Here is a 26,499-nt window from a genome sequence, read left to right on the forward strand (position 1 = left end):
ATGGCGAATGAGCTGCTGGTCTTCCTGCACGGCCTGGGGCAGACCCCGCAGTCCTGGCAGGAGCAGGTGCAACAGCTGCCCGCCGATCTGCCGGCCGCCGCGCCCTGGCTGCGCGGTACCCGGCCCGGTGGGCAGCAGGACTTCTCCCTCGACGACGCGGTCTCGGAGGTGTCCTCGGTGCTGTTGCAGCACGGCGCGGACCGCGCCTACCTGTGTGGGCACGGACTGGGCGCGCTGGTCGCGCTGCACGCCACCATCGGCGACGACCGGATCGCCGGGTTGGTGCTCAGCGCCCCGCAGGTGAACCCGCCGCGCTGGGCGGTCACCGCGCAACGGCTCGCGGTGCGGGCGATGTCCCGCCGCCGGCTCGCGGCCCGCGGGGTGGACAAGGACGCGATGCTGCGGATGCTGGATCAGCTGGCCGGCAGCGAGGCCGGGCCGCCGCTGCAGCAGATCGGCGTACCCACCCTGGTCGTGGTCGGCAACCGGGACCGCGCCGGTACCGCCGGTGGCCGGTTGGTCGCCGCCGGGGTCGGCGGGGCCCGGTTCGAGCAGGTGGACGCCGCGGGGGAGGCGCCCAGCGATGCCCCGGCCGCGTTCAACGAGCTGCTCTACGGCTTCGTCGGCGGGATCCGCGAACGCCTGCCCTGAGCCCCGCGCCGAGACACCCCTTGAAAGTTACTCGCCGGTAGGCAATGCTGTCCCTCATGCGGTACACACCGACGACCCTCAAGTGGGGGATGCGGATCTGGCCCCCGTTCCTGGGCGCCGGGATCGTGGTGAAGGAGATCGCGCCGGACTGGACCTCGGCCACCGTCGAGCTGCACCCCCGGCGGCTGAACAGCAATATCCACGGCACCGCCTTCGGTGGCTCGCTGCAGTCGATGACCGACGCCTTCCACGCGCTGCTGCTGATCCACCGGCTGGGGCGCGGCTACAACGTCTGGGACGCCGCGGCCGAGACCCGGTTCATCAGGCCGGGCAGGGGAGTCGTCACCGCCCGGATGGAGCTCAGTGACGAGGAACTGGAACGGGTCCGCACGGAGACCGCCGATGGCGGAAAATCCCTGCCCTGGTTCGAATTCCCGATCACCGACCGGCACGGCGAGGTGGTCGCGCAGGTTCGCCGGCAGGTCTATGTGCGCCGCCACCGCGGGGCCTCGGTCCCGGCCGCCGGCTGAGTCGGGCACTCCGGACCCTCGGCGTTGAGGCGCTGCAGCAGCTGGGTCAAGGTGGTGCGTTCGGCCGGCTCGAGCACCGCGAAGTACGCCGCTGTGGCGGCCCCGCGCTCGGCCTCGATCGCCGTCAGTGCCCGCCGACCGGCCGCGGTGCAGTGCAGCAGGCTCGCCCGACGGTCCTCGGGATGCGGGGTCCGCTCCACCAGGCCACTGCCGACCAGCTGATCGATCACATCGGTGGCCGAGCGGGCCTGGATGTGCAACCGCTCCGCCACATCGGAGGGCCGCGGCCGATCGGCCTCGGCGATCACCCGCAGGGCGCGCAGCTGGTGCGGGCTCAGCCCGTACGGCTCGGCGGCGGCCACGGTGATCCGGCGCAGCGCACGCGAGGTCCGGCGTACCAGATCACCCAGCTCACCGGCATCCGACCCATCGTCCATGGGAACAAACCTAGCGGATGCGGTGTTAGCCTCATTGTGAGGTTGCCTCATTAAATGGGAGCGACGCCACGCCCGAATCCCCTGACGAGAGGAGAGCCGGTGAGTCAGCTCGACTCCTCCGGCGGCCGCCGCCGCGGTTCCGAGCGGGAAGAAGCCGCCGACCGCGCCCAGCTCGCCGAATCCCCGGTCAGTGCGCGCCGCGTGCTGGCCCTCTTCCGTGGCCGCTGGCCGGCGGTCACCGCGGTGATGGCGCTGATCATCGCCTCCTCGGTGATCTCGCTCGCGCAGCCATTCCTGGTCCGCTCGGTGATCGACGACGCGCTGCCGCACGGCAACACCCGGCTGCTGCTCTGGCTGGTCGCCGGCATGATCGGCATCGCCGTCGCCACCTCGGTGCTCGGGGTGCTGCAGACCTGGCTGTCCACCAGCATCGGCCAGCAGATCATGCACACCCTGCGTACCCGGGTCTTCGCGCACCTGCAGCGCCAGTCGATGTCCTTCTTCACCCGGGAACGCTCCGGTGAGGTGCAGTCCCGGTTGACCAACGACATCTCCGGGATGCAGAACGTGGTCACCACCACCGCCACCTCGATCGCCTCCAATGTGACCACCGCCGTCGGCACCGCGATCGCGATGGCCGCGCTCAGCTGGCGGCTCTCGCTGCTGTCGCTGGTGGTGCTGCCACCGGCCATCTGGGTGAGCCGCCGGGTCGCGCAGCTGCGCCGCGACAAGACCTCCGCACTCGCCCGCCAGCGAGCCCGGATGCAGTCCCAGATCGAGGAGCGGCTCTCGGTCTCCGGTGCCCTGTTGATCAAGACCCTCGGTGCCACCGACCGCACCGGCTCGGATTTCGACCGGGCCTCCGGCGACATCGCCCGCCTGGAGGTCGCCTCCCAGCTCTCCGGTCGCTGGCGGATGTCGACGATGACCATCGTCTTCGCCACCATCCCGGCGCTCATCTATCTGGCCGCCGGCTTCCCGATCACCTCCGGCGGGATGACCATCGGCACCCTGGTCGCGTTCAGCGCCCTGCAGGCGACGATCTTCCGCCCGGTGCTCGGGCTGTTGTCGGTGGGCGTGCAGTGGGTGAGTTCGATGGCGGTGTTCAGCCGGATCTTCGGCTATCTCGACCTGCCGATCGATGTCGCCGAACCCGAGCGCCCGGTGGCGGTCGACCATGATCGAATCCGCGGCGAGGTGCGCTTCTCCGATGTCTGGTTCCGCTATCCGGACGCCGACTCCGATGCCCTGGCCGGGGTGGACCTGACGGTGCCCGCCGGCAGTGCGCTGGCCCTGGTCGGGGAGACCGGCTCGGGCAAGAGCACCCTCGCCGCGCTGGTCTCCCGGCTGCACGATCCGAGCGCGGGGCGGGTCACCATCGACGGCATCGACCTGCGGGACCTGGCCTTCGCCGACCTCGCCCGGATCGTCGGCGTGGTCAGCCAGGACCCCTATCTGGTGCATGCCAGCATCCGGGAGAACCTGCTGCTCGCCGCCCCGGACGCCGACGAGGACGTCCTCTGGCGGGCGCTGGCCGCCGCCCAGATCGATGAGCTGGTGACCGGTCTGCCCGAGGGGCTGGACACGGTGGTGGGATCCCGCGGCTACCGGTTCTCCGGCGGGGAGAAGCAGCGGCTGGCCGTCGCCCGCACCCTGCTGCGGGACCCGAAGGTGCTGGTCCTCGACGAGGCGACCAGTGCCCTGGACAACGAGACCGAGCGTGAACTGCAGCGCGCCCTCGACGAACTGGTCCAGGGGCGCACCACGATCACCATCGCGCACCGGCTCTCCACGGTCGCGGCAGCCGACCAGATCGTCGTACTCGATCATGGTCGGGTGGCCGAGATCGGTGACCATGATCAACTCAGTACGCGGGGTGGCCGGTACGCCCGGCTGGCCGGGGTGGCGGCCTGAACCCGCTCGCTCCACGGCGCATGGGAGGGTGAAGCCATGGATGTGGCAGCAGTGGTCTTCGACCTGGACGGCACCTTGATCGACACCGAACACCTCTGGGACGAGGTGCGCCGCGGGCTCGCGGCGGCCGATGGCCGGGACTGGCCCGCGGATGCCACGAGCGCGATGCTCGGCATGTCCACCCCGGAGTGGAGCCGCTACCTGGCCGAGACGGTCGGTGTCCGCGGTACGCCCGAGGAGGTCGCGAAGCGCACCATCGACGGGATGCTCGAGCACTACCACCGCGGGTTGCCGGTGCTCCCGGGCGCCGTCGACGCCGTTCGCCGGATGCATGCCGCCACCGGGCTGCTCGGCGCCGCCACCAGCTCACCCAGGGTGCTGCTGGACGCCGCCCTGGCCGAACTCGGCGTCACCGAGCTGTTCTCGGCCACCGTCTCCACCGAGGAGGTCGCCGCCGGCAAACCCGCGCCCGACGGGTACGCCGAATGCTGCCGCCGGCTCGGGGTGGAGCCGCAGCGGGCGGTCGCGGTGGAGGACTCCGCCAATGGGATCCGCTCCGCACTGAACGCCGGGATGGCGGTGGTGGCGATCCCGCCGCACTTCCACCCGCCGCCCGCCGACGTGCTGGCCCGGGCGAGCGCGGTGCTCGACGATCTCGACGGGCTCACCGGCGGGTTGCTCGCGGAACTGCCGACACCGGGTACCGCGGCGTAGGTCGTCGGTCGTAGGTCTCGCTCCTCGCCATCCATCGAACCCCGGGTGCATCCGTCGAGTGCTGCGGGACGCGATGGATGGACGCAAGGATCGATGGATCGCAGCCCTCGGTTCAGACGGCGCCGCGGAAGCCGAACTGGCGCCACACCTCATAGGCCGCGACGCCGGCGCTGGTCGCGAGATTCAGCGACCGGCGCCCGGCCAGCATCGGGATCCGCAGCTGCTCGGTGATCCGCTCGTCGGCGAGCACCTCGGGCGCCAGCCCGGTCGGCTCCGGGCCGAACAGCAACACATCGCCCTCGGCGTAGGTCACCTCGGCGTGGCCGCGCGTCCCACCGGTGGTGAACGCCCACACCCGGGCCGGCAGCAGCGCCTCGTAGGCGGCCTCGATGTCCTTGTGTACAACGAGATGCGCCAGATCGTGGTAGTCCAGGCCGGCCCGCTTCAACCGGGTGTCGTCCAGCTCGAACCCGAGCGGCCCGGCCAGATGCAGTTCGCAACCGGTGGCCGCCGCCAGCCGGATCGTGGCGCCGGTGTTGCCCGGGATCCGGGGCTCGTGGAAGAGCAGCCGGATCGGGCAGCCGCTGAGTCGTGGTTCGCTGTTCATGATCGAGGACAACTATTCCACCGTCGGCCAGTCCAGTGTGCGCTCGCTGACGAAGCGTCGCGGCCGGCCGTCGACCGGGTCGGTGAACTCCAGTTCGGCGGCCAGCAGTTGCAGCGGGGTCGAGAAGTCGTCGATGTCGACGTCCAGCACCTCGGGATAGAGCGGGTCGCCGAGGATCGGCAGGCCGAGCGAGTTCAGGTGCAGCCGCAGTTGATGGGTGCGCCCGGTGCGCGGGGTGAGCCGATAGCGCGCGTACCGACCGCGCACCTCATCCCGTTCGACCAGGGTCTCCGCGTTCGGCTCGAGACCCGGGATCTCCTGTGCCTGCAGGGATCCGCGGCGTTTCACGATGTGCGAGCGGACGGTCCGCGGCAGCGCCAGCCTCGGGTCGTGGTTGGCCAGGGCCAGGTAGCGCTTGCTCACCAGCCGGTGTTCGAAGACCTGCTGGTACGCCGCCCGCCAGCGCGGTTCGGTGGTCAGCAGCACCAGGCCCGCGGTGAGCCGGTCCAATCGGTGCGCCGGCCCGAGCCCGGGCAGGTCGAGCTGCTGCCGGGCCCGGACCACCACCGACTCGGTGACGTGCCGTCCGCGCGGGATCGTGGACAGGAAGTGCGGCTTGTCCACCACCACGATCCGCTCGTCGGCGTACACCACCCGCAACTCGAACGGCACCCGCGGCTCGGCGCGCAGCTCGCGGTGGAACCAGACGAAGGTGTGCGGGGTGTACGCCTCCGCACCGGTCAGCGGCCGGCCGGCGGCATCCACGAACTCGCCCGCGGCAAGCATCCGATCCACCCCGTCGGCACCCAGCGGCCCCAAACGCGCCACCAGGAAGTCCCGCATCGTCGCCCACGCCCCCGGCGGCTCCTTGCCGCGGTCCGGCGTCCGCAGCCAGGCGGCCTGCAGCCCGTGGCGCGGCGGTAATGGCGAGCGTGGTGGCACCCGCCGAGGCTAGCGTGACCGACCATGGACCTCCCCGATGAGCGCACCGACCCCGGCCTGGTGGCGACGGCCGACGAGCGGACCACGGTGCAGGGCTACCTCGACTACTTCCGCGACACCATCGAATGGAAGACCGCCGGCATGGACGATGCCGCACTGCGCTGGCCGCTGGCGCCGTCGACGATGACCCTGGGTGGGCTGCTCAGCCATCTGGCCTTCGTCGAGGACCACTGGCTCACCCATGTCTGGCTCGGTGGGGCCCCGAGCGAGCCGTGGCGCAGCGCCCCCTGGGCCGAGGACGCCGACTGGGACTGGCACCGGGCCGCCCAACTGCCGGGTGACGAGCTGCGGCGGGACTGGCGGGCCGCCGTCGAGCGGAGCGACCGGATCATCGCCGAGGTCGATTCGTTGGACGCCCTGTCGGCCGGCACCCTGCGCGACGGGGAGACCCGGATCAATCTGCGCTGGCTGCTGCACCTGATCGAGGAGTACGGCCGCCACGCCGGCCATGCCGACCTGCTCGCCGAGGCCGCGGACGGGCGTACCGGGGAATAGTCAGACCCGGGCCTGGTCGAGGTTGCCGAGGATGTCGCCGACGGTCTCCTCGGGGGTCTGGCTGGAGGAGTCCAGCCAGTAGCCGATCCGGGCCGTCTCCTGGCGCAGTGCGGTGTCCATCGCACCGGGGGAGAAATAGACCGAGCCCGCCTTGGCGCGCTGCTCCTGCCGCCACTCCAGCGCCGACAGACTGGGGGAGAGCACCACCAGGTAGCGCGACGGGCTGTCGATCAGGTCGATGAACTGGGACAGTTCGGCGCCGATGATCACGTCCTGGACGATCGCGTCGAAGCCGTGGTCGGCGTAGCGGTCGGCGGTCGCGGCGGCCAACGAATAGCGCAGGTGCAGCTGCCGCAGCGCCTCCGGATCGGGATCCGGGGTCATCTCCGCCCGCCCGTTGATCACCATCCGGCGGAACGCGTCACCGCGGATGTGCACCGAGCGCGGGTGCAGCTGTTCGGCGAGCAGCGCCGCCACCGTGGACTTGCCGGCCGCCATCGCGCCGGTGATCACGATGACGCGGCCCCGCTCGGTCGCGGGCGGCGGGTTGAGGTCCCGCCCGGGCTGCTCTTCCGAAATCACGCAGCCATTGTGTGTGCTGCGGATGAATGGGGGGTAACCGGGGGTGGAAAGCTGGGCGAGGTCGAGGACCGAAGGCGTACGCCCGGCACGGGCGCCGCGGCTGTGGCAGGATCGCCCTCGCCCGCCATCCGAGCCAGCTGGAGAACTCATGAAGATCGCCGTCGGTGCCGACCACGCCGGATTCACCCTGAAGAACGAGCTCGCCGAGCACCTGCGTGGGCTCGGGCATGAGGTGATCGACGCCGGCACGCTGAGCGCCGAGCGCACCGACTATCCGATCTGGGGTTCGCGGGCCGCCCACCTGGTCGTCGGCGGTGAGGCCGAGCGCGGGGTCATCGTCTGCGGCTCCGGGATCGGCATCTCGATCGCGGCGAACAAGGTCCCGGGCGCCCGCTGCGTGGTCTGCACCGAGCCGTTCTCCGCGCAGATGGCCCGCCGGCACAACGACGCCAACATGCTCGCGCTGGGGGAGCGGTTCGTCGGGGTGGACATGGCCAAGGCCATCGTCGACGCCTTCCTCGGCGCCGAGTTCGAGGGCGGTCGGCACGCCGACCGGGTCGCGCTGTTCGAGCAGATCGAGTCCGGCGACGAACTCTGAGCCGGGTACGCCGGTCCGCGGGGCTGAGGCGGGCCCGGCCCGGGGCGCTGGCGACAGAACGGCGACGAGACACCAGAACCTGTAACCGGACACCAGTTGCAGCAGGGGTCTGGTGACACTTTCTGGTGTCTCGCCGGAGGGGCTTCGACTCGCTCGTTCCTCGCTCGCTCAGCCGACCCGACGGGGCTCAGGCGACGGTCGGGTCGACGGGGAGGCGTACGTATTCGGGACGCAGGTCGGCGATCCGGGACACCCCGAGCAGCTGCATGGTGCGGGTGATCTCGGAGCGGAAGATCTCCAGCGCCCGGCGTACCCCCAGATGACCACCGGCCATCAGGCCGTAGAGGTAGGCCCGGCCGACCCACACCGAGTCGGCGCCGTGGGCCAGGGCGGCGACCACGTCCGCACCGCTCATCACCCCACCGTCGACGAACACCTCCCGCTCGCCGCCGACCGCTTCGCGCACCTCCGGCAGCACCCGCAACGGCGGGCGGCCCCGGCCGATCTGCCGGCCGCCGTGCTGGGAGATCAGCACCGCATCGACCCCGAGATCGAAGGCGCGGACCGCGTCCTCGGCGCTCTGGATCCCTTTCAGCACGACCTTTCCGGGCCACATGCCGCGCAGCCAGGCCACGTCGTCCCAGGTCACCGAAGGATCGAACATCTTGTTGATCATCTCCGCGACCGTGCCCTCCCAGTTCGACAGGGAGGCGAACTCCAGCGGTTCGGTGGTCAGCAGATTTCCCCACCAACCCGGGTGGGTGGCCATGTCGAGGAAGGTCTTCGGGGTCAGCTTCGGCGGGATCGTCAGCCCGTTGCGGACATCGCGCAACCGGTTGCCGGCGACCGCGGTGTCCACGGTCACCACCAGCGCCGAATAACCGGACTCCCTGGCCCGTTCGATCAGCTCGATCGAGGCCGGCCGGTCCTGCCACAGATAGAGCTGGAACCAGTGCGGGTTGGGGCCCGACACCTCGGCGACCCGCTCCAACGGGGTGGTGCCCATCGTCGAGAGGGAGTACGCCACCTGGGCGCGTCGGGCCTCGTGGGCGACCGCGGTCTCACCCTCGTGGTTCATCATCCGGGTGAAACCCGTCGGCCCCAGCACCAGCGGCATCGACACCTGTTCACCGAGGATCGTGGTGGACAGATCGACCGCGGCGATGTCGTTCAGGACCTGGCCCGCGAACTCCGCCCGGGCGTACAGCTCCCGGCTGCGGGTCAGGCTCGACTCGTCATCGGCCGCCCCGTCGGTGTAGTCGAACACCGAGCGCGGGGTGTGCCGACGGGCCTGATCGCGCAGGTCGTCGATGGTGGCCGCCCGGGCCAGTCGCGCCCGGGTACCGAGCGCGGGCGCCTGGAAACCGAGCAGCGGGCGCAACTGGGACCAACGCGGCAACTGCCGGCGGACCGCCGGCGGGGCATCCGGAACCCGGGGTGTCGTCATGCCCGGACCCTAGCAACCGCGCTATTTTGACCCTTTCGCGGGCCGCGGGTAGTCTTGGTCCTTGTGTTCGGCCTGCCCGAACCTTCGTGCGTGCCCCAGCGTGCCTTCCGGTGACGGGTGCGGCAAGCACAACGCAATGCGCCCCGCGCACTGCACCCCTGACGGAGTCACACCTTGAGGAACTGCCAGTCGGTTCCGACGGGATCGCCATGACGTACTACGGAAAGAGATAGCAGCCGGTGCCCACCATCCAGCAGCTGGTCCGCAAGGGCCGGACCGACAAGGTCAGCAAGAACAAGACGCCCGCGCTCAAGGGTTCGCCCCAGCGCCGCGGTGTCTGCACCCGCGTCTACACCACCACTCCGAAGAAGCCGAACTCGGCGCTGCGCAAGGTGGCCCGCGTGAAGCTGTCCTCCGGTGTCGAGGTGACCGCCTACATCCCCGGCGTCGGTCACAACCTGCAGGAGCACTCGATGGTGCTCGTTCGCGGTGGCCGTGTGAAGGACCTGCCGGGCGTCCGCTACAAGATCATCCGCGGTTCGCTGGACACCCAGGGTGTCAAGAACCGCAAGCAGGCTCGCAGCCTCTACGGCGCGAAGAAGGAGAAGTAATGCCTCGCAAGGGTCCCGCCCCGAAGCGTCCGATGCTGGTCGACCCGGTCTACGGGTCGCCGCTGGTCTCGCAGCTGGTCAGCAAGATCCTGCTCGACGGCAAGAAGACGGTCGCGCAGAACATCGTCTACACCGCCATGGAGGGCGCCCGGGCCAAGACCGGCGTCGATCCGGTGCAGACCCTGAAGCGCGCGTTGGACAACGTCAAGCCGAGCCTCGAGGTCAAGTCCCGCCGCGTCGGCGGTGCGACCTACCAGGTGCCGGTCGAGGTGAAGCCGGGCCGGCAGACCACCCTGGCGATGCGCTGGCTGGTCGCCTTCTCCCGGCAGCGCCGCGAGAAGACGATGGCCGAGCGTCTGATGAACGAGATCCTGGACGCCTCCAACGGCCTGGGTGCCGCGGTGAAGCGCCGCGAGGACACCCACAAGATGGCCGAGGCCAACAAGGCCTTCGCGCACTACCGCTGGTGATCGCAGGCTCGAGGTACGCCGAGGCGTACCTCGGGCTGCTCGCCTTTCCGGCGTACGCCGACCCGGTCGCGGGAGCGCAGCGCAAGCCGCGCACAGACCCCGCGACACCGGCCCTCCACCATCCACATTTCGATCACCCGACTACAGACAAGAGGGAACGTTTCCGTGGCTGTCGACATCAAGACTGACCTGGGCAAGGTCCGCAATATTGGCATCATGGCCCATATCGACGCGGGCAAGACCACCACGACCGAGCGCATCCTGTTCTACACCGGCATCAACCACAAGATCGGTGAGGTCCACGACGGCGGCGCCACGATGGACTGGATGGAGCAGGAGCAGGAGCGCGGCATCACCATCACTTCCGCGGCAACCACCTGCCACTGGAAGGACCATCAGATCAACATCATCGACACCCCCGGGCACGTCGACTTCACCGTCGAGGTGGAGCGTTCGCTCCGGGTGCTCGACGGTGCCGTCGCCGTCTTCGACGGGGTCGCTGGCGTCGAGCCGCAGTCGATGACCGTGTGGCGGCAGGCCGACAAGTACGGCGTGCCCCGGATCTGCTACGTCAACAAGCTGGACCGCACCGGCGCCTCGTTCGACTACTGCGTGCAGACGATCATCGACCGGCTGAAGGCCACCCCGCTGGTCCTGCAGCTGCCGATCGGTGCCGAGTCCGACTTCATCGGCGTCGTCGATCTGGTCACCATGAGGGCGCTGACCTGGCGCGGTGAGACCAAGATCGGTGAGGACTACGAGGTCGAGGAGATCCCCGCCGATCTCAAGGACAAGGCCGAAGAGGCCCACCAGAAGCTGATCGAGCAGCTCGCCGATTTCGACGACGAGCTGGCCGAGAAGTTCCTGATGGAGGAGGAGATCACCGCCGAGGAGATCCAGCACGCCATCCGCGCCGCCGTGCTCTCCACCAAGGTGACCGCGGTCGTCTGCGGCACCTCCTACAAGAACAAGGGTGTGCAGCCGCTGCTGGACGCCGTCATCGCCTACCTCCCGGCTCCGGTCGACGTCCCCGACATCGAGGGCTTCAAGCCGGGCAACGAGGACGAGAAGCTGACCCGGAAGGCCTCCGACAGCGAGCCGCTGTCGGCGCTGGCGTTCAAGATCGCCACCGACCCGCACCTGGGCAAGCTGACCTTCGTCCGCGTCTACTCCGGCAAGCTGGAGGCGGGTTCGCAGGTGCTGAACTCGATCACCGGCCGCAAGGAGCGGATCGGCAAGGTGTATCAGATGCACGCCAACAAGCGTGAGGAGATCGCCTCGGTCGGCGCCGGCCAGATCGTCGCGGTGATGGGCCTGAAGCAGACCACCACCGGTGAGACCCTGTGCGATCCGGCCAACCCGATCGTGCTCGAGTCGATGACCTTCCCGGACCCGGTGATCGAGCAGGCCATCGAGCCGAAGACCAAGTCCGACCAGGAGAAGCTCTCGGTCGCGATCCAGCGGCTCGCCGAGGAGGACCCGACCTTCCGGGTGCACACCGACGAGGAGACCGGCCAGACCATCATCGGTGGCATGGGCGAGCTCCAGCTCGAGGTGATGATCGACCGGATGAAGCGCGAGTTCAAGGTCGAGGCCAACATCGGCAAGCCGCAGGTGGCCTACCGCGAGACCCTGCGTCGCCCGGTCGACAAGGTCGAGTACATCCACAAGAAGCAGTCCGGTGGCTCCGGTCAGTACGCGAAGGTCATCATCGCGATGGAGCCGCAGGAGACCGGTGCGGGTTACGAGTTCGTGAACGCCGTCACCGGTGGCCGCATCCCCAAGGAGTACATCCCCTCGGTGGACCAGGGCATCCAGGAGGCCATGACCACCGGTGTGCTCGCCGGCTACCCGGTCGAGGACATCAAGGTCACCCTGCTGGACGGCGCGTACCACGACGTCGACTCCTCCGAGCTGGCGTTCAAGATCGCTGGTCTGAACGTCTTCAAGGAGGCCGCTCGGCGGGCCGACCCGGCGCTGCTGGAGCCGATGATGAAGGTCGAGGTGACCACGCCCAACGACTACCTGGGCACCGTCATCGGCGACATCAACTCCCGGCGCGGCCAGATGCAGGGCACCCGCGAGGAGCACGGCAACCAGGTCGTGGATGCGCTGGTGCCGCTGTCGGAGATGTTCGGCTACGTCGGTGACCTGCGGTCGAAGACCTCGGGCCAGGCGTCCTACTCGATGGAGTTCGACTCCTACGCCGAGACCCCCCGCAACGTCTCCGAGGAGATCATCCAGAAGGCCCGCGGCGAGTGATCGCCGGGTGCACCCTGGCGGCGGACCAACTGGTTTGACTCCGCCGCCAAGGTGCACAAGACTGGGTCGGGTGGCCACGCGCCCGGCGCGCGCGTACGCCCTCCCGGTCTGGTTGAAAGACTGACGCAAGACCACAAGACGAATCGTGTAAACCATCGATGCCACGCAACCGGCGCGGCATCAACATAGAAGGAGCCCATCAAGTGGCAAAGGCCAAGTTCGAGCGGACCAAGCCGCACGTCAACATCGGCACCATCGGGCATATTGACCACGGCAAGACCACTTTGACCGCGGCGATCTCGAAGGTGCTCCACGACAAGTACCCCGACCTCAACGAGGCGTCGCCGTTCGACTCGATCGACAAGGCTCCCGAGGAGCGTCAGCGCGGTATCACCATCTCCATCGCGCACATCGAGTACCAGACCGAGAAGCGCCACTACGCCCACGTGGACTGCCCGGGCCACGCCGACTACGTGAAGAACATGATCACGGGTGCGGCGCAGATGGACGGCGCGATCCTGGTCGTGGCCGCCACCGACGGCCCGATGCCGCAGACCCGCGAACACGTGCTGCTGGCTCGCCAGGTGGGTGTGCCGGCCATGGTCGTCGCGCTGAACAAGTGCGACATGGTCGACGACGAGGAGCTCATCGAGCTCGTCGAGATGGAAGTCCGCGAGCTGCTCGCTTCGCAGGAGTTCGACGAGGACGCCCCGGTCGTTCGCGTTGCCGCCTTCCCGGCGCTGCAGGGCGATGAGAAGTGGGCCGACTCGATCCTCGAGCTGATGAACGCTGTGGACGACTACATCCCGCAGCCGGAGCGCGAGACCGACAAGCCGTTCCTGATGCCGGTGGAGGATGTCTTCACCATCACCGGTCGTGGCACCGTGATCACCGGCCGGATCGAGCGCGGCATCGTCAAGACCGGCGAGACCGTCGACATCATCGGCATCCGCGAGGCCAAGCAGACCACCACCATCACCGGTGTGGAGATGTTCCGCAAGATCCTCGACGAGGGTCAGGCGGGCGAGAACGTCGGCCTGCTGCTCCGCGGCACCAAGAAGGAGGACGTGGAGCGCGGCATGTGCGTCATCAAGCCGGGTTCGACCACTCCGCACACCGACTTCGAGGCCCGCGTCTACATCCTGAACAAGGACGAGGGTGGCCGGCACAAGCCGTTCTTCTCGAACTACTCGCCGCAGTTCTACTTCCGCACCACCGATGTCACCGGCACCATCCAGCTGCCCGAGGGCACCGAGATGGTCATGCCGGGCGACAACACCGACATGACGGTGCACCTGATCCAGCCGATCGCGATGGAGGAAGAGCTCAAGTTCGCCATCCGTGAGGGCGGCCGCACCGTCGGTGCCGGTCGTGTCACCAAGATCCTCAAGTGAGTCTTCGACTCAACGATCCTCAAGTGATCTGATCTGAACCGAACGAGGCCCCCGGACCGCCAGGTCCGGGGGCCTCGTCGTTCTCCGGTCGGCCTCGCGATCCATCGAATCCTGGTTGTAACCATCGAGTGCTGTGGGGCTCGATGGATCGCCTCAGGATTCGATGGATCGCCCAGGTCGGCCGGTATCGTTGAGGTATGAGCACCCGTGGTCCCGTTGCCTTCTACGACGCCGACTGCGGATTCTGTACGCGCAGCGTCGGCGTCGTCTCCCGGTTGCGGTTGGGGACCCGCTTCGAGGAACTGCAGACCGCCGATCTGGCGGCGTACGGGATCACCATGGATGAGGCGCTCGAGTCGATGGCCTTCGTCGACGCGGCTGGCCGGGTCAGCTTCGGCCACCACGCCTGGGCCGGCATCCTGAAGACCGGCAATCCGCTGCTGCGCACCCTCGGCGTCGTGCTCGACTCCCAGGCGCTGGAACGCCCGGCGGGGTTCATCTACCGCTGGATCGCCGACAATCGCGAACGAATGCCCGGTGGCACCCCCGCCTGCTCCCTCGCCGACCGCATCCCGCACCCCCGCTGACCTCTCCCCGGGTCCCCCCAGATCAATAGGGGTTTGATCCCTGTCGGGCATCAAGGTTTTTCTTGATGCCTACCGAGCATCAAGGTTTTTCTTGATCCCTACAGAGCATCAAGGATTTTCTTGATCCCTCTCGGGCATCAAAGATTTCTTTGATGCTTCGTGGGCATCAGAGCCGCATCAATTTTCGGGCGGCAGGGGAGGGGTGAGCAGATAGGCGCCGCTGGCCACCCCCTCGCGTACCGCGGCAAGCGTCTCGTCCGGGGTCTGGGTGGTGGTGTCGAGCGCGTGGGGCTCCAGCACTCCCAGGTCGGCGAACTGATCCCACAGGGACAGCACGGGGCCCTCGTCGACCAGCGCATCGGGTGCGGTACGCGCCTGGGCCCGCCGCAGGGTCTCGGCTCGGGAGGGGCGCAGCACCAGATAGTGCAACCGCAGACCACCCGGCCCGCCGAGCGGGCGGAAGTGGTCGAGCATCCAGGGGCCGATGATGCCGTCCACCACGGTCGTGAAACCACCACCGGCATAGCCAGCTGCAGCACCCGCGAGCACCGCCAACACGGTCTGGTTCTGCGCATCCGACTCGGGCAGATACGGCGGGATCGCTCCGGCGACGATCCAGTGCCAGAAGTCATCGGTGTGCAGGTGCACGGCCCGCGGGAAACCGGCGGCGAGGGCCCGCGCGGTCGTCGACTTGCCCGACCCGGGCGGCCCGGTCAGCAGGACGACGTCAGCCACCGAAGAAGCCGCGCAGGTAGGCCGCCGCACCGAGGTGCTGGATCACGTCATCGATGAGCGAGACCAGGCGTACGCCGGCGGTCACCGGCGGATCCCAGTTCTCATCGATCACCTTCGCCAACTCGGCGTCGGTCACGCGGGAGCAGTAGTCGACCAGGTCATCGGTCACCACGCGCAGGTACGCCGCCAACTCACCGACCGGTGCGGCCACCTTGGCGGCGTCGGCGGGGGACTGTCCATAACCCATCTCGCCCGACCCGAGCTGGTCGTCGGCCAGCGGGATCCCCAACCGCGGCTTCCATTCGCCCCACCGCTGATCGTCACCGGTCAGCCCGCGCAACTGCAGGTCGATGCCGCGCGCGCTGTGCCACAGCAGCCAGCAGATGGTGTTGCTGCCCTCTGCCGGCACCCGTTCGGCGGTGTCCTGGTCCAGCCCGTCGACGACACCGTCGAGGGTGTCGGTGATCCGGCCGGCCAGGTCGGTGAGCACGGAGTTCAACTCGGTCATGGCCTCATCCTCGCAAGCAGACCCCGCGACCATGAATGGGCCCCCCGGTCGGGTGGGAAACAACCCCAGAGGATCCACGATCCGTTCGACTCCGAGAGGGATGAACCGTGAAAGCAGTCACCTGGCAGGGCAAACACAACGTCGAGGTCACCGAAGTGCCCGACCCGGTCCTCCTCGAGCCCACCGACGCGATCGTGCGGGTCACCTCGACCGCGATCTGCGGCTCCGACCTCCACCTCTACGGGCCGCTGGCGCCCTTCCTGGACCGCGGCGACATCCTCGGCCACGAGGCCCTCGGCATCGTCGAGGAGGTCGGCCCGCAGGCCGGCAACCTGCAGGTCGGCGACCGCGTGGTGGTGCCCTTCACCATCTCCTGCGGCCACTGCTGGATGTGCCAGCGCGGGCTGCAGTCGCAGTGCGAGACCACCCAGGTCACCCAGCAGGACAGCGGCGCCGCCCTGTTCGGCTACACCCGACTCTACGGCTCCGTACCGGGCGGGCAGGCCGAGTACGTCCGCGTCCCGCAGGCCCAGTACGGCCCGGTGGTGCTGCCCACCGACGGCCCGGACGAGCGCTACCTCTACCTCTCCGACATCCTGCCGACCGCCTGGCAGGGAGTGCGGTACGCCGGCGTGGGCGAGGGTGACACGCTGGTCGTCGTCGGGCTCGGCCCGGTCGGCCAGCTCGCCACCCGCTGTGCCCAGGTGCTCGGGGTGGACCGGGTGATCGGGCTGGACCTGGTGCCCGAGCGGTTGGAGACGGCCCGTGCGCACGGCGTCGAGGCGGTCGACATCCGGACCCTGTCCGACCCGGCCGCGGCGATCAAGGACCTCACCCAGGGCCGCGGTGCCGACGGGGTGGTCGACGCCGTCGGGATGGAGGCGCACGGCAGCCCGGTCGCCGAGGGCGTGGTCAAGGCGGTCAGCAGCCTGCCCGGCCCGATCGCCCGCGCAGCCACCGAAAAGGCAGGCATCGACCGGCTCGCCGCCCTGCACCTGGCCCTCGGCGCGGCCCGCCGCGGCGGCACGGTGTCGTTGTCCGGCGTCTACGGCGGCGCGGCCGACCCGATGCCGATGATGCAGATGTTCGACCGGCAGCTGACCATCCGGATGGGACAGGCCAACGTCCGCCGCTGGACCGATGAGCTGATGGAACTGGTCCGGGACGGCAACGCCACCCTCGACGTCGAGACGCTGGCGACCCACCGGCTGCCGCTGGACCAGGCCGCCGAGGCGTACCGGATGTTCCAGACCAAGTCCGACGGCTGCCTCAAGGTCGTGCTGCAACCCTGACCGGCCCGACCGGTCGGCCCGGGTCAACGTTGTCGCCGGGCGTTCATGTCGATGTCACCACCGTTGCATCTGGCCGTGGCAGAACACTGGCGTGGAGCGGCGGCGCACGATCTGGACACTCGGCTGGCTGGGCAGCGCGGCCGGGTTGCTGCTGGTCGGGCATCTCGGCAGCCGGGAACTGCTGCGCCGGCAGGCGGCGATCGCCCGACGGATCATCGGCGACCCCTTCGGCGAGATCGCGCCGGATGCCGACAAGGTCTACAAGAGGAAGCTGCCCGGCGAGCCGATCGAGCTGCTGCTGGTCGGCGACTCGATGGCCGCTGGGCTGGGCGCCGAACGGCCCAAGGACACCCTCGGCGCCCGGCTCGCCAAGGGGCTCGCCAAGCGGGCCCAGCGACCGGTCCGGTTGCGTACCATCGCCCGGATCGGTGCCGAGTCAGGGATGTTGGCCACTCAGCTGGACCGGCTCACCCCCGCCGACCGACCGGACCTGGCGGTGATCGTCGTCGGCGGCAACGACGTCACCCACCGGATCCCGATCGGCGAATCGGTGGCGCACCTGGCGGAGGCGATCGAACGGTTGCAGGCCCGCGGCGCTCAGGTGGTCGTCGGCACCTGCCCCGATCTGGGGACGCTGCGCCCGGTGCCGCAGCCGCTGCGCAGCCTCGGTTCCCGCAAGAGCCGCCAACTCGCCGCCGCCCAGCGCCGGGTCGCGCTGGCCCACGGTGCCCGGGCGGTGTCCCTGGCCCGCGCCGTCGGGCCGTTCTTCATCACCAACCCCGACGAGATGTTCAGCCTGGACCGCTTCCACCCCTCCTCGGCCGGCTACCGGCGTACCGCCAAGGCGATGCTGCCCTCCCTGCTCGCCGCCCTCGGCCTCACCGAACGCGTCCCGCTCGGGCATCACGGCCCGGGGCCGGGTTAGCGGTCAGCCGGCTTCGCGTGCCGAGGTACGCCCCCGCTCGGCCTGCTCGACCCGGGCGGCGTGATCGGGTACCTCGTGCTGGAGATCGCGCTCCAACCGCTGGTACCCGGTCGAGGGCGGCCGCTTCGGCAGCGTCAGCTCGGGCTGTTCGAACGTGGTCCACGGGATCGAATCGAGCAGGTGGGCGATCATGTTGATCCGGGCCCGGCGCTTGTCCTCGGACTCGACCACGTTCCACGGCGCCTCGGCGATGTCGGTGTGCACCAGCATCTCGTCCTTGGCCCGCGAATAGTCCTCCCACCGGGTCAGCGACTCCAGGTCGGTGGGGGAGAGCTTCCAGCGGCGCATCGGATCCTCCAGCCGGGAGCGGAATCGCTTCTCCTGCTCCGAATCCGAGACCGAGAACCAGTACTTGCGCAGCAGGATCCCGTCCTCGACCAGCAGCCGCTCGAAGATCGGGCACTGGTGCAGGAACCGCCGGTACTCCTCGGGTGTGCAGTAACCCATCACCCGCTCCACCCCGGCGCGGTTGTACCAGGAGCGGTCGAACAGCACGATCTCGCCGGCGGCCGGCAGATTCTCCACATAGCGCTGGAAATACCACTGACTGCGCTGCCGCTCCGTCGGCGCCGGCAGGGCGACGATCGAGGCGACCCGTGGGTTGAGATATTCGGTGACCCGTTTGATCGCGCCACCCTTGCCGGCGGCATCACGGCCCTCGAAGACGATCACCACCCGTTGCCCGGTGGCCTTCACCCACTCCTGGAGTTTGACCAGCTCACCCTGCAGCCGGAACAGCTCGGCCTCGTAGAGCGACTTGTCCATCCGCTTGCGACGCCCGGACTTCGACTTACCTGCCATGGGCCGACCCTAGCGACGAATCCGATGGTGGATGAGCCGATCGGCCACTGGGTAACACCCCGGGACGAACTCAACACATGGCGATGGCCGAGAACGAGGAGGGTCGGTGACCGGGATCGACGCGATGGTCGTGGTCGTGCCCGCACACAACGAGGCCGATTGGCTCGCCACCTGTCTGGCCTCGGTGCAGCGGGCCGTCCGCCGGGTCCGGATCCCGGTGCGGGTCCGGGTGGTGCTGGACGCCTGCCAGGACGCGACCGCCGCCCAGGTGCCGCGCTGGGTGCACTCTCTGGAGGTGCAGTACCGCAACGTCGGCGCCGCGCGGGCCGTCGGTTTCGCCGACCTGCTCGAGGCCCCCGAGGTCGAGTCGCCGGGGCGGCGTACTTGGTTGTCCTGCACCGACGCCGACTCGGAGGTACCGGCCGACTGGCTGGTCGCGCAGCTGGACAGCGCCGCCGCCGGGCACGATCTGTTCGTCGGCACGGTCCGGGTGGACGACTGGTCGGGCCGCGCGCCCGGACTGCTCGCCCAGCACGATCTCGGTTACGACCTGCAACCCGGGCACCGGCACGTCCACGGTGCGAACCTCGGGGTACGCCTCGGCGCCTACCGCAGCCTGGGCGGGTTCAAGCCGTTGCGGGTGCATGAGGATGTCGAGCTGGTCCGGGCCGCCGTCGACGCCCAGCTGCCCGTCGACTGGTCCGATGCCGCGCCGGTCCTCACCTCCGCTCGCCGCTCCACCCGCGCGCCGGGCGGGTTCGCCGCCGCCCTGGATGCGCTGGAGGAGCAGCTGCGTTTCGAGGAACGCCACCCGCTCTCCACCGAGGGGGGTGGCCGGTGAGCCTCGCCGACCAGGTGCGGAGCGCGCTGGCCGGTCCGCAGTGGCCGCTGCCCGGCCACGGGCACACCGCCGAGCGGTGGCAGCGGCTGGCCGATCTCGCCCGCACCGACATCGTCGTCGGCCGGCTGGTCGAGGCGCACGCCGACGCGACCGCCATCCTCACCGAGCTCGGCCGCACCGACCTGCTCGCACCGGGGCAGTGGTGGGGGGTCTGGGCGGCCGAACCACCCCGGCCGGTGGTGCGCGCCCAGCCCGACCCGGAGGATCCCGACCGGTTGCTGCTCGACGGCGCCAAGCCCTGGTGCTCCGGTGCCGGCCTCTGCGACCACGCGCTGATCACCGTCCGCGACGCCGCCGATCCCGACCGGCGACTGCTGGCCGCGGTCGAACTCACCGGACCGGGCGTCCGCGTCGAGGAGGCCTGGGCCAACCCCGGAATGACCCGCTCGGCCACCCACACCGTGCACCTGGATCAGGTTCCGGCGACCAGGGTCGGCAGCGGTGCCGACTATCTCGACCGGGCCGGGTTCTGGCACGGCGGGGCCGGCGTCGCCGCCTGCTGGGCCGGCGGGGCCGAGGCCGTCGCCGACACCCTGCGCGGCTCCCGCCGCGACGACCCGATCACCCTGGCCCATCTCGGCGCGGTGGACGCGGCGCTGGCCGGGGCCCGCTGGACCCTGGCCGCGGCCGGCGCCGAGGTGGATGCCGCGCCGGAGGATGCGCCGGCGGCCCGGATCCGGGCGTTGCGGGTGCGGGCGATCGTCGAGGCGGCCGCCGCGCTGACCATCGACCGGGTCGGGCGGGCGCTCGGTGCCGGTCCGCTCTGCCAGGACGCCGAGCACGCTCGTGCTGTCGCGGACCTGAGCATCTATCTGCGGCAGAGCCACGCCGAACGTGACCTGGCCGGCCTCGGCGAACTGGTCCGCCGATGACCGCCGAGCAACCGCACTCGCTGGCCGACGTGCCGCCGGTGACCGAAGCCCACCCGGGCACCCCGGCCGAGTGCTGGCGTGGCTGGCGGGAGAGTCTGCCGGAGTTGTCGTACGCCGACTGGCGGCGGGTGGTGGTGGTCGCGCCGCACCCCGATGACGAGATCCTGGGCGTCGGCGGTCTGCTGCACCTGCTGGCCCGCAGCGGCGTACCGGTCACCGTGCTGGCCGTCACCGACGGCACCGCCGCGCCGGCGCCCGCCGGTTGGTCGGCCCAGGAGCTGGGGGTGCGCCGCAGCGCCGAGTCCGAACGGGCCTGCGCCCTGCTCGGCCTGCCGGCCCCGCTGCGGCTCGGTCTGCAGGACGGCGCCGTCACCGCCGACGAGGCGGTGCTCGTCGAACTGATCGCCGGCCACCTCGATGAGCAGACGATCTGCCTGAGCACCTGGCCGCAGGACGGGCATCCCGATCACGACGCCTGCGGCCGAGCCGCCACCAGGGCCGCGACCGGGGTCGGCGCGCGCCTGCTGTCCTACCCGGTCTGGTGGTGGCACTGGGGCCGGCCCGACGATCCGACCGGTCCACGACCGGCCGCCCGTCGGGTAGCGCTGCCCGCCGACCTGCAGCAGCTCAAGGCCGAGGCGGTGGCCGCGTTCACCAGCCAGCTCGAACCACCCGGACCGGGCCGGGATCCGGTGCTGCCGCGACCGGTGCTGGACCGGCTGGTCACCGCCGAGGAGGTGCTCATCGAATGACTGCCGGCTACTTCGAGACCCAGTACGCCCGGGCCGCCGACCCGTGGGGGTTCACCTCCAAGTGGTACGAGCAGCGCAAGCGCGCGCTCACCGTGGCCGCCCTGCCCAGGCGTCGGTACCGCTCCGGTTACGAACCCGGCTGCTCGATCGGTGTCCTCAGCGAGGCGCTCGCCGAACGCTGCGACCGGTTGCTGTCCACCGATCTGATGCCCGCCGCGGTGGAGCGGGCCCGGGACCGGGTGGCCTCGGACCGCGTCCGGTTCGAGCTGGCCGACGTGCGCGAGCACCGGTTGCCCGACGGGCACGACCTGGTGGTGCTCAGCGAGGTGCTCTACTACCTCACCGAGCCCGAGGTGATCGAGATCGTCGAACGCGTCGGCCGCCGACTGCCCGCCGACGGGCACGTGATCGCGGCGCACTGGCGGCACCCGGTCGCCGAGCACACCCTGGCCGGTGACCGAGCCGATCAGCTGCTGCGTGAGCACAGCGGGCTGCACGTGCTCGGCGGTTACTGCGACGCCGATCTCCGGCTGACCGTGCTCGGCCACGACCCGACCTCCGTGGCCGAAGCCGAAGGTCTCGCCTGACGGTCATCGAGTAGCGGCCCATGCGGAGCCTGCGGAGCAATGGGCTGCGTGTCGAGATGACCTCCCCAGCTCGCGCAGCGAGCGTTCCCTTTCACGGTCCTCGAGTAGCTCGCGCAGCGACCGTTCCCTTTCACGGTCCTCGAGTAGCTCGCGCAGCGAGCGTGTCGAGAGGCCGGCTCGGTTGATCCTGCCGCCGACTCGCCGGGGTGTCGACCACGCACCGCAGCCCGCCAGCATCAGCCCCGCCTTCCCTGGCGATCGTTCCCCACTCTGCGGCTCAACTCTCACTCCGCGGACCGCATGCAGGCCGCAGAGTGAGAGTTGAGCCGCGAAGTGGAGCGAGCCACGAATCAGCCCGATCGAGCCTGGTCGCCGAGCGCCCTGCCCACGCACCTCTCGACACGGTCGCTGCGCGACCTACTCGAGGAGCGTGGGGGACGGTCGCTGCGCGACCTACTCGAGGAGCGTGGGGGACGGTCGCTGCGCGACCTACTCGATGAGCGTCAGCAGGGCCACGGGATAGTGGTGGAAGATGTCGCTGACCGGGGTCCGGCCCTCGTACCGGGAGCCGGTCAGCACATCGACGACGGCGCCCGGAAGTTCAACGGTGGTGTCATTCCAGCCGTGGTCGCTGGCGCTCAGCGCGTACGGGAACCGGGTCGCCAGGCTGATCGCGCCACCCCGGTCGAAGCCCAGCAGGTGGCGCGCCGCCGGGCCCTCGGCGGTGATCGGTCCGTAACCGGTGAACAGATCCGGGCGGGAGCGACGCAACCGCAGCGCATGCCGCACCAACCAGAACTTCGCCCGGCCGGTGTCGTCGACCACCGGTGGCTCGGACAGCTCCAGCAACCCCCGCCGTTCGTCGAAATCGACGCGCCGCCGGTTGTCCGGATCGACCAGGGAGTCATCCCACAATTCCGTGCCCTGATAGACATCCGGGACACCGGCCATCGTCAGCTGCACCAGCTTCTGGCCGAGCGCATTGGACCAGCCGGGCTGTTCGATCTGGCTCAGCAACCGGCGCAGCGCATCGTTCAGATCGGGATCGTCATAGACCCGGTCGACGGCCGTGTGCACGGCCGCCTCGAAGTCGGCGTCCTGGTCGGTCCAACTGGTAGCGGTGGATGCCTCCCGCATCGCCTTCTCCGCGTAGGCATGCATCCGGTCCCGCTCGATCGGCCCCACCCCGGCGAAGGTCTGGCCGAGCAGCGAGGCGAACGACCGATCGGGGAGGTCGGCCGCGTCGATGAAGGTGCGCAACCAGTCCCGGGCCAGCTCACCGACCTCGCTGAGCACCGCCAACCGGGCCCGGACATCCTCACCGCGCTTGGTGTCGTGGGTGGACAGCGCCGTCATCGACTCCGGGGCCGACCGTTGCCGCTCTTCCTGTGCTGCATGGAAATCGTCGAGCCGCAGGCCGAAGCGCCCCGGATCGCCACCCACCTCGTTCAACGCGATGAAACGGCTGTACCGGTAGTAGGCGGTGTCCTCGACGCCCTTGGCCATCACGGCACCGGTGAACTGCTGGAATCTCCTGCACAGTTCGGATTCCGGGTCGGACAGGGTCGGCAGCAGGGCATCCAACACCGGTGCCAGGTCCGGGTCGGCGGTGCGGGCCGCGGTGACCGCTGCATCGAGATGGTCCTGCCCGATGGGCAGATAGGACCGGTAGACGGGGAAGTGTGCGGTGAGTGCGACCAGGGCCCGGCGTACCTGATCGCGGCCCACGTCCGATCCGGGGACCAGCGAGACGAGTCGATCCAGCTCGGCGGTGAGCAGCTGGGTCGCCGCTCTTTCCTTGCCCTGCAGGACATGCGCGGCGAAGTCGCGGGCATCACCGACCACCTCGCGATAGAAGTCGGTGAACCCCGCCTCGGCATCGGGATCGACGAAGACCTGGTTCACCTCGGTCATCGCGTCATAACCGGTGGTGCCGGCGATCGGCCACTCGCGCGGCAACCGTTCCCCGGGTTCCAGGATCTTCTCGGCCACGATCCAGGTGTCCGCTCCGGTGGCCGCGCGCAACCGGGTGAGATAACCACCCGGATCGGTGAGTCCGTCCGGGTGGTCGATGCGCAACCCGGCCACCCCGTCCTCGCTGACCCAGCGCAGCACCCGTTCGTGGGTGGCGTCGAAGACCGCCGGATCCTCCTGGCGTACTCCGGCCAGCGTGGTCACGGTGAAGAACCGGCGATAGTTGAGCCGGTCGTCACCGGTGCGCCAGTGCGCCAGCCGGTAGTGCTGGCGGCCCAGCACCTCGGCCACCTCGTCACCCTCCTGCCAGCTGCCGGGCGCGAGCGGGAACCGGTGCTCGTGGTAGCGCACCTCACCGTCGCGGATCTCGACCGCATCGAGTCCGTCGTCACCGAGGATCGGGACCAGGATCGGCGCCCGCTCCCAGTCGATGTCGAACCAGTTTGCGTACGCCGAATCGCGGCCACGTCGCAGCACGTCCCACCAGGCCGGATTCTCTGCCGGGGCAGAGATTCCCAGATGGTTCGGCACGATGTCGACGACCACCTGCAACCGGTTGGCCCGGCAGGCGCGGAGCAGTTCCCGCCAGCCCTCCTCACCGCCCCGGGCCGGGTCGATGGTCGTCGGGTCGGTGGTGTCGTATCCGTGATCGGACCCCTGCGTGGCGGTCAGGATCGGGGAGAGATAGACCGCATCCACACCGAGCTCAGTGAGATAGTCGGCGAGCCCGGCGGCATCGGCGAGAGTCAACGACGGCCGGACCTGCAGGCGATAGGTCGAGGTCGGGGTGCTCATTCCCCCAACCTACCCAGCCGACGACCGGTTCATGACCCGAGGACCTCGTCGACGAAGCACCAGCGCCAGGACTCACCCGGTTCCACCGAGCGCATCACCGGATGGCCGGTGTCGTGGTGGTGCCGGCTCGCGTGTCGACCCTCGGAGGAATCACAGCAACCGATCTCACCGCAGGCCAGGCACATCCGCAGGTGCACCGGCACCGTTCCCTCCCGCAGACACATCCGGCATTCGATGCCGTGCTCGGCATGCGCGGGCGCGTGGGTGGTCGGCGCCTCCGCGAGATGCCGGCACGGGGCCTCGGGCAGCGCGGGGGACAGCGGGGCGGAGGTGATCGCCTCATCGCGTTCGTCGATCAGCACCAGCATCGACTCCTCCATGTCGAAACCGGCGAGCACCCGGGCCAGCACCTCCTGATCCATCGCGCCGTCGGCCCGCATCGTGAGCACCGCCTCCCGTTCGGCGTGCAGGGCCGTCATCCGCAACCGCCGGTACGCCTCGGAGGGGGTGTCCACCTCCTCGGTGGAACGACCGAGCTGTTCCCAGGCGGCGTTCACCCGGTGCTGGTAGCTCTCCTCGAGTCGGGCGAGGGTGGCGTCGTCACCGGCCCCGGCAGCTGCCCGCGCGGCCGTCATCCCCGCGCCCATCGCGGTCTGCAGGATCGTCGCCTCCTGCAGGGCGTCCTCCCGCGGATCGGGTCCGTGCACACCGAGCCGGCGCGCCAGCCGGGGCAGGGTGAGGCCCTGCAGCAGCAGGGTGCCGATCGTGGTGGTCAGCGCGACCAGCACCAGGGTGGCGCGGACCGGTGCGTCCAGCGGCAGGGTGAGTGCCGCGGCCAGGGTGACCACCCCGCGCATCCCGGCCCAGGAGACCACCGCCGACTCCTGCCAACTGAGCCGCGGCTCCTTGCCGCGCTTGATGGCCGGCCGCAGCCATAGCCGGCTGCCGAAGACCCAGAGCACCCGCAGCAGCATCACCGTGCCGAGCACCGCCGCGCAGATCCCGGCCAACCGCCAACCCGAGGTCTCGGCCGCCCCTTCGGTGACGATCCGGCGGACCTGCAGGCCGACCAGCAGGAAGACCGAGTTCTCCAGCAGGAACTGCACGGTGGCCCAGTTCAACCGCTGCACCAGCCGGCCCTGTGCGGTCATCGTGCGCTGGCTGTGGTGGCCGATGAACAAGCCGGCGACCACCACCGCGAGTACGCCGGAGGCCTTCAGCTCCTCCGCCGGGGCGTACGCCGCGAAGGGGATCACGAAGCTGAGCACCGTGGTCACCACGGGGCTGGTGATCCGGGAGAACACCATCGAACCGAGCTTGGCCACCACCATCCCGACCAGGATCGCCACCCCGACGGCGAGGGTGAAGTCCAGACCGACCTCGGCCACCGTGATCGGCGCGGCCAGGGCCGCCACCGCGGTCCGCAGCGAGACCAGCGCGGTCGCGTCGTTGACCAGCGATTCGCCCTCGAGGATCGTCACCACCCGCCTGGGCAGACCGATCTGGCGGGCCACCGCGGTCGCCGCCACCGCATCCGGCGGGGCCACCACCGCACCGATCGCGAACGCCGCGGCGAACGGGATGTCCAGGATCTGCCAGACCAGCAGGCCGACCCCGGCGGCGGTGAACAGCACCAGCCCCACCGAGAGCCACCCGATCGCCGAGAGGTTCTCGCGGAAGTCGGCCAGCGAGGTGGTGACCGCTGCGGCGTACAGCAGTGGGGGCAGGATGCCGATCAGCACCAGCTCGGGGGAGAGCGTCGGCACGTGCACGAACGGCAGATAGGAGCCGACGATGCCGATCACCAGCAGCATCAGCGGCGGTTGCAGCCGGACCCGGTTGGCGAGCACGGTGCCGGCGAGCACCGTCACCGCGAACAGGGTGAGCTGGATCAGGACCTCCACAGCCGAAGTGTTGCACCACACCGGAAGGTTCCACTGGCCGGTGAACCCCGGATCCGCTGCACTGGTGGGGGACCGGTCGAATCGCTCGACCG

27 protein-coding genes are annotated in these 26,499 nt (G+C 69.9%); 17 read left to right on the top strand and 10 right to left on the bottom strand.

From position 1 onward, the window contains the following. Both C8D81_RS16455 and C8D81_RS16460 read left to right on the top strand, forming a co-directional pair. Positions 1–651: an alpha/beta fold hydrolase gene (locus tag C8D81_RS16455; RefSeq protein WP_094359661.1), complete on the top strand. Its 651-nt coding sequence runs from the start codon at positions 1–3 to the stop codon at positions 649–651. A 56-nt stretch (positions 652–707) separates the two neighbouring features. Next, the gene (locus tag C8D81_RS16460) at positions 708–1,181 is read left to right on the top strand and encodes a DUF4442 domain-containing protein (RefSeq protein WP_094427520.1); all 474 of its coding nucleotides are present in this window, start codon (positions 708–710) and stop codon (positions 1,179–1,181) included. Here the strand turns inward: C8D81_RS16460 and C8D81_RS16465 are convergent. Then, entirely contained in the window at positions 1,136–1,618 is a 483-nt protein-coding gene (locus C8D81_RS16465) for a MarR family winged helix-turn-helix transcriptional regulator (RefSeq protein ID WP_094429953.1), read from the bottom strand. The genes C8D81_RS16460 and C8D81_RS16465 overlap by 46 nt on opposite strands. 99 nt (positions 1,619–1,717) lie before the next feature. On the opposite strand from C8D81_RS16465, the gene C8D81_RS16470 reads away from it, so the two are divergent. Next, the gene (locus C8D81_RS16470; RefSeq protein ID WP_229119472.1) at positions 1,718–3,532 is read left to right on the top strand and encodes an ABC transporter ATP-binding protein; all 1,815 of its coding nucleotides are present in this window, start codon (positions 1,718–1,720) and stop codon (positions 3,530–3,532) included. Positions 3,533–3,568: 36 nt separating this feature from the next. Further along, positions 3,569–4,246, top strand: a complete 678-nt coding sequence (locus C8D81_RS16475; RefSeq protein WP_094400092.1) for an HAD family hydrolase — start codon at positions 3,569–3,571, stop codon at positions 4,244–4,246. A 112-nt stretch (positions 4,247–4,358) separates the two neighbouring features. On the opposite strand, the gene C8D81_RS16480 is transcribed toward C8D81_RS16475, so the two are convergent. Both C8D81_RS16480 and C8D81_RS16485 read right to left on the bottom strand, forming a co-directional pair. After that, positions 4,359–4,853: a tRNA (cytidine(34)-2'-O)-methyltransferase gene (locus C8D81_RS16480; RefSeq protein ID WP_094429992.1), complete on the bottom strand. Its 495-nt coding sequence runs from the start codon at positions 4,851–4,853 to the stop codon at positions 4,359–4,361. A gap of 12 nt (positions 4,854–4,865) precedes the next feature. Continuing rightward, positions 4,866–5,696: a pseudouridine synthase gene (locus C8D81_RS16485; RefSeq protein WP_208109375.1), complete on the bottom strand. Its 831-nt coding sequence runs from the start codon at positions 5,694–5,696 to the stop codon at positions 4,866–4,868. Positions 5,697–5,819: 123 nt separating this feature from the next. Here C8D81_RS16485 and C8D81_RS16490 point away from each other — a divergent pair, with 123 nt between their 5' ends. Beyond that, positions 5,820–6,350 carry a mycothiol transferase gene (locus C8D81_RS16490; protein ID WP_094429956.1) on the top strand — a complete coding sequence of 177 codons (531 nt, stop codon included), beginning with the start codon at positions 5,820–5,822 and terminating at the stop codon, positions 6,348–6,350. Here C8D81_RS16490 and C8D81_RS16495 read toward each other — a convergent pair whose 3' ends face one another. Further along, positions 6,351–6,932, bottom strand: a complete 582-nt coding sequence (locus C8D81_RS16495) for an AAA family ATPase (RefSeq protein WP_208109353.1) — start codon at positions 6,930–6,932, stop codon at positions 6,351–6,353. A 148-nt stretch (positions 6,933–7,080) separates the two neighbouring features. Here C8D81_RS16495 and rpiB point away from each other — a divergent pair, with 148 nt between their 5' ends. Beyond that, positions 7,081–7,530: a ribose 5-phosphate isomerase B gene (gene rpiB / locus C8D81_RS16500; RefSeq protein WP_094359679.1), complete on the top strand. Its 450-nt coding sequence runs from the start codon at positions 7,081–7,083 to the stop codon at positions 7,528–7,530. A 187-nt stretch (positions 7,531–7,717) separates the two neighbouring features. On the opposite strand, the gene C8D81_RS16505 is transcribed toward rpiB, so the two are convergent. Further along, a complete protein-coding gene (locus C8D81_RS16505; protein WP_094359681.1) occupies positions 7,718–8,977 on the bottom strand; it encodes an alpha-hydroxy acid oxidase in 1,260 nt (419 codons plus the stop codon). A 239-nt stretch (positions 8,978–9,216) separates the two neighbouring features. Here C8D81_RS16505 and rpsL point away from each other — a divergent pair, with 239 nt between their 5' ends. The 5 genes from rpsL to C8D81_RS16530 all read left to right on the top strand — a co-directional run bounded on the left by rpsL (position 9,217) and on the right by C8D81_RS16530 (position 14,301). Next, entirely contained in the window at positions 9,217–9,588 is a 372-nt protein-coding gene (rpsL, locus tag C8D81_RS16510; protein ID WP_094359683.1) for a 30S ribosomal protein S12, read from the top strand. Further along, on the top strand, positions 9,588–10,058 hold the full coding sequence (gene rpsG / locus C8D81_RS16515) for a 30S ribosomal protein S7 (protein ID WP_133626426.1): 471 nt from the start codon (positions 9,588–9,590) through the stop codon (positions 10,056–10,058). The genes rpsL and rpsG overlap by 1 nt, the downstream gene beginning before the upstream one ends. Positions 10,059–10,274: 216 nt before the next feature. Continuing rightward, positions 10,275–12,320: an elongation factor G gene (fusA, locus tag C8D81_RS16520; protein ID WP_229237979.1), complete on the top strand. Its 2,046-nt coding sequence runs from the start codon at positions 10,275–10,277 to the stop codon at positions 12,318–12,320. Positions 12,321–12,523: 203 nt separating this feature from the next. After that, positions 12,524–13,714, top strand: a complete 1,191-nt coding sequence (gene tuf, locus C8D81_RS16525; protein WP_133626428.1) for an elongation factor Tu — start codon at positions 12,524–12,526, stop codon at positions 13,712–13,714. Positions 13,715–13,911: 197 nt separating this feature from the next. Further along, positions 13,912–14,301 (top strand): thiol-disulfide oxidoreductase DCC family protein, encoded by a 390-nt coding sequence (locus C8D81_RS16530; protein ID WP_094427367.1) that lies wholly within the window; start codon positions 13,912–13,914, stop codon positions 14,299–14,301. 177 nt (positions 14,302–14,478) lie between these two features. On the opposite strand, the gene C8D81_RS16535 is transcribed toward C8D81_RS16530, so the two are convergent. Further along, positions 14,479–15,036, bottom strand: coding sequence for an AAA family ATPase (locus C8D81_RS16535; protein ID WP_094405563.1), 558 nt, complete (start codon positions 15,034–15,036; stop codon positions 14,479–14,481). Next, entirely contained in the window at positions 15,029–15,544 is a 516-nt protein-coding gene (locus tag C8D81_RS16540) for a DinB family protein (RefSeq protein ID WP_094429959.1), read from the bottom strand. Before C8D81_RS16540 ends, C8D81_RS16535 begins: the two co-directional genes overlap by 8 nt. A gap of 107 nt (positions 15,545–15,651) precedes the next feature. On the opposite strand from C8D81_RS16540, the gene C8D81_RS16545 reads away from it, so the two are divergent. Both C8D81_RS16545 and C8D81_RS16550 read left to right on the top strand, forming a co-directional pair. After that, the gene (locus tag C8D81_RS16545; RefSeq protein WP_094429960.1) at positions 15,652–16,836 is read left to right on the top strand and encodes a zinc-dependent alcohol dehydrogenase; all 1,185 of its coding nucleotides are present in this window, start codon (positions 15,652–15,654) and stop codon (positions 16,834–16,836) included. A 91-nt stretch (positions 16,837–16,927) separates the two neighbouring features. Further along, positions 16,928–17,761 (top strand): SGNH/GDSL hydrolase family protein, encoded by an 834-nt coding sequence (locus C8D81_RS16550; protein WP_208109354.1) that lies wholly within the window; start codon positions 16,928–16,930, stop codon positions 17,759–17,761. A 3-nt stretch (positions 17,762–17,764) separates the two neighbouring features. Here the strand turns inward: C8D81_RS16550 and ppk2 are convergent, their stop codons facing one another. Beyond that, a complete protein-coding gene (gene ppk2 / locus C8D81_RS16555; protein WP_208109355.1) occupies positions 17,765–18,622 on the bottom strand; it encodes a polyphosphate kinase 2 in 858 nt (285 codons plus the stop codon). A gap of 106 nt (positions 18,623–18,728) precedes the next feature. On the opposite strand from ppk2, the gene C8D81_RS16560 reads away from it, so the two are divergent. Genes C8D81_RS16560 through C8D81_RS16575 form a run of 4 tightly spaced genes read left to right on the top strand, consistent with a single transcriptional unit; the run spans position 18,729 to position 21,734 of the window. Next, positions 18,729–19,463, top strand: a complete 735-nt coding sequence (locus C8D81_RS16560; RefSeq protein ID WP_208109356.1) for a glycosyltransferase — start codon at positions 18,729–18,731, stop codon at positions 19,461–19,463. Next, positions 19,460–20,395: an acyl-CoA dehydrogenase family protein gene (locus C8D81_RS16565; protein ID WP_208109357.1), complete on the top strand. Its 936-nt coding sequence runs from the start codon at positions 19,460–19,462 to the stop codon at positions 20,393–20,395. The genes C8D81_RS16560 and C8D81_RS16565 overlap by 4 nt, the downstream gene beginning before the upstream one ends. Next, entirely contained in the window at positions 20,392–21,147 is a 756-nt protein-coding gene (locus C8D81_RS16570; RefSeq protein WP_094429962.1) for a PIG-L deacetylase family protein, read from the top strand. The genes C8D81_RS16565 and C8D81_RS16570 overlap by 4 nt, the downstream gene beginning before the upstream one ends. Then, a complete protein-coding gene (locus C8D81_RS16575; RefSeq protein WP_094400074.1) occupies positions 21,144–21,734 on the top strand; it encodes a class I SAM-dependent methyltransferase in 591 nt (196 codons plus the stop codon). Before C8D81_RS16570 ends, C8D81_RS16575 begins: the two co-directional genes overlap by 4 nt. A 489-nt stretch (positions 21,735–22,223) precedes the next feature. Here C8D81_RS16575 and treY read toward each other — a convergent pair whose 3' ends face one another. Then, positions 22,224–24,503 (bottom strand): malto-oligosyltrehalose synthase, encoded by a 2,280-nt coding sequence (gene treY / locus C8D81_RS16580; RefSeq protein WP_094429963.1) that lies wholly within the window; start codon positions 24,501–24,503, stop codon positions 22,224–22,226. Positions 24,504–24,532: 29 nt separating this feature from the next. After that, entirely contained in the window at positions 24,533–26,407 is a 1,875-nt protein-coding gene (locus C8D81_RS16585) for a Na+/H+ antiporter (RefSeq protein WP_094429964.1), read from the bottom strand. Positions 26,408–26,499: the final 92 nt, after the last annotated feature.

The sequence above is a fragment of the Enemella evansiae genome (assembly GCF_004362375.1).
Classification (GTDB): domain Bacteria; phylum Actinomycetota; class Actinomycetes; order Propionibacteriales; family Propionibacteriaceae; genus Enemella; species Enemella evansiae.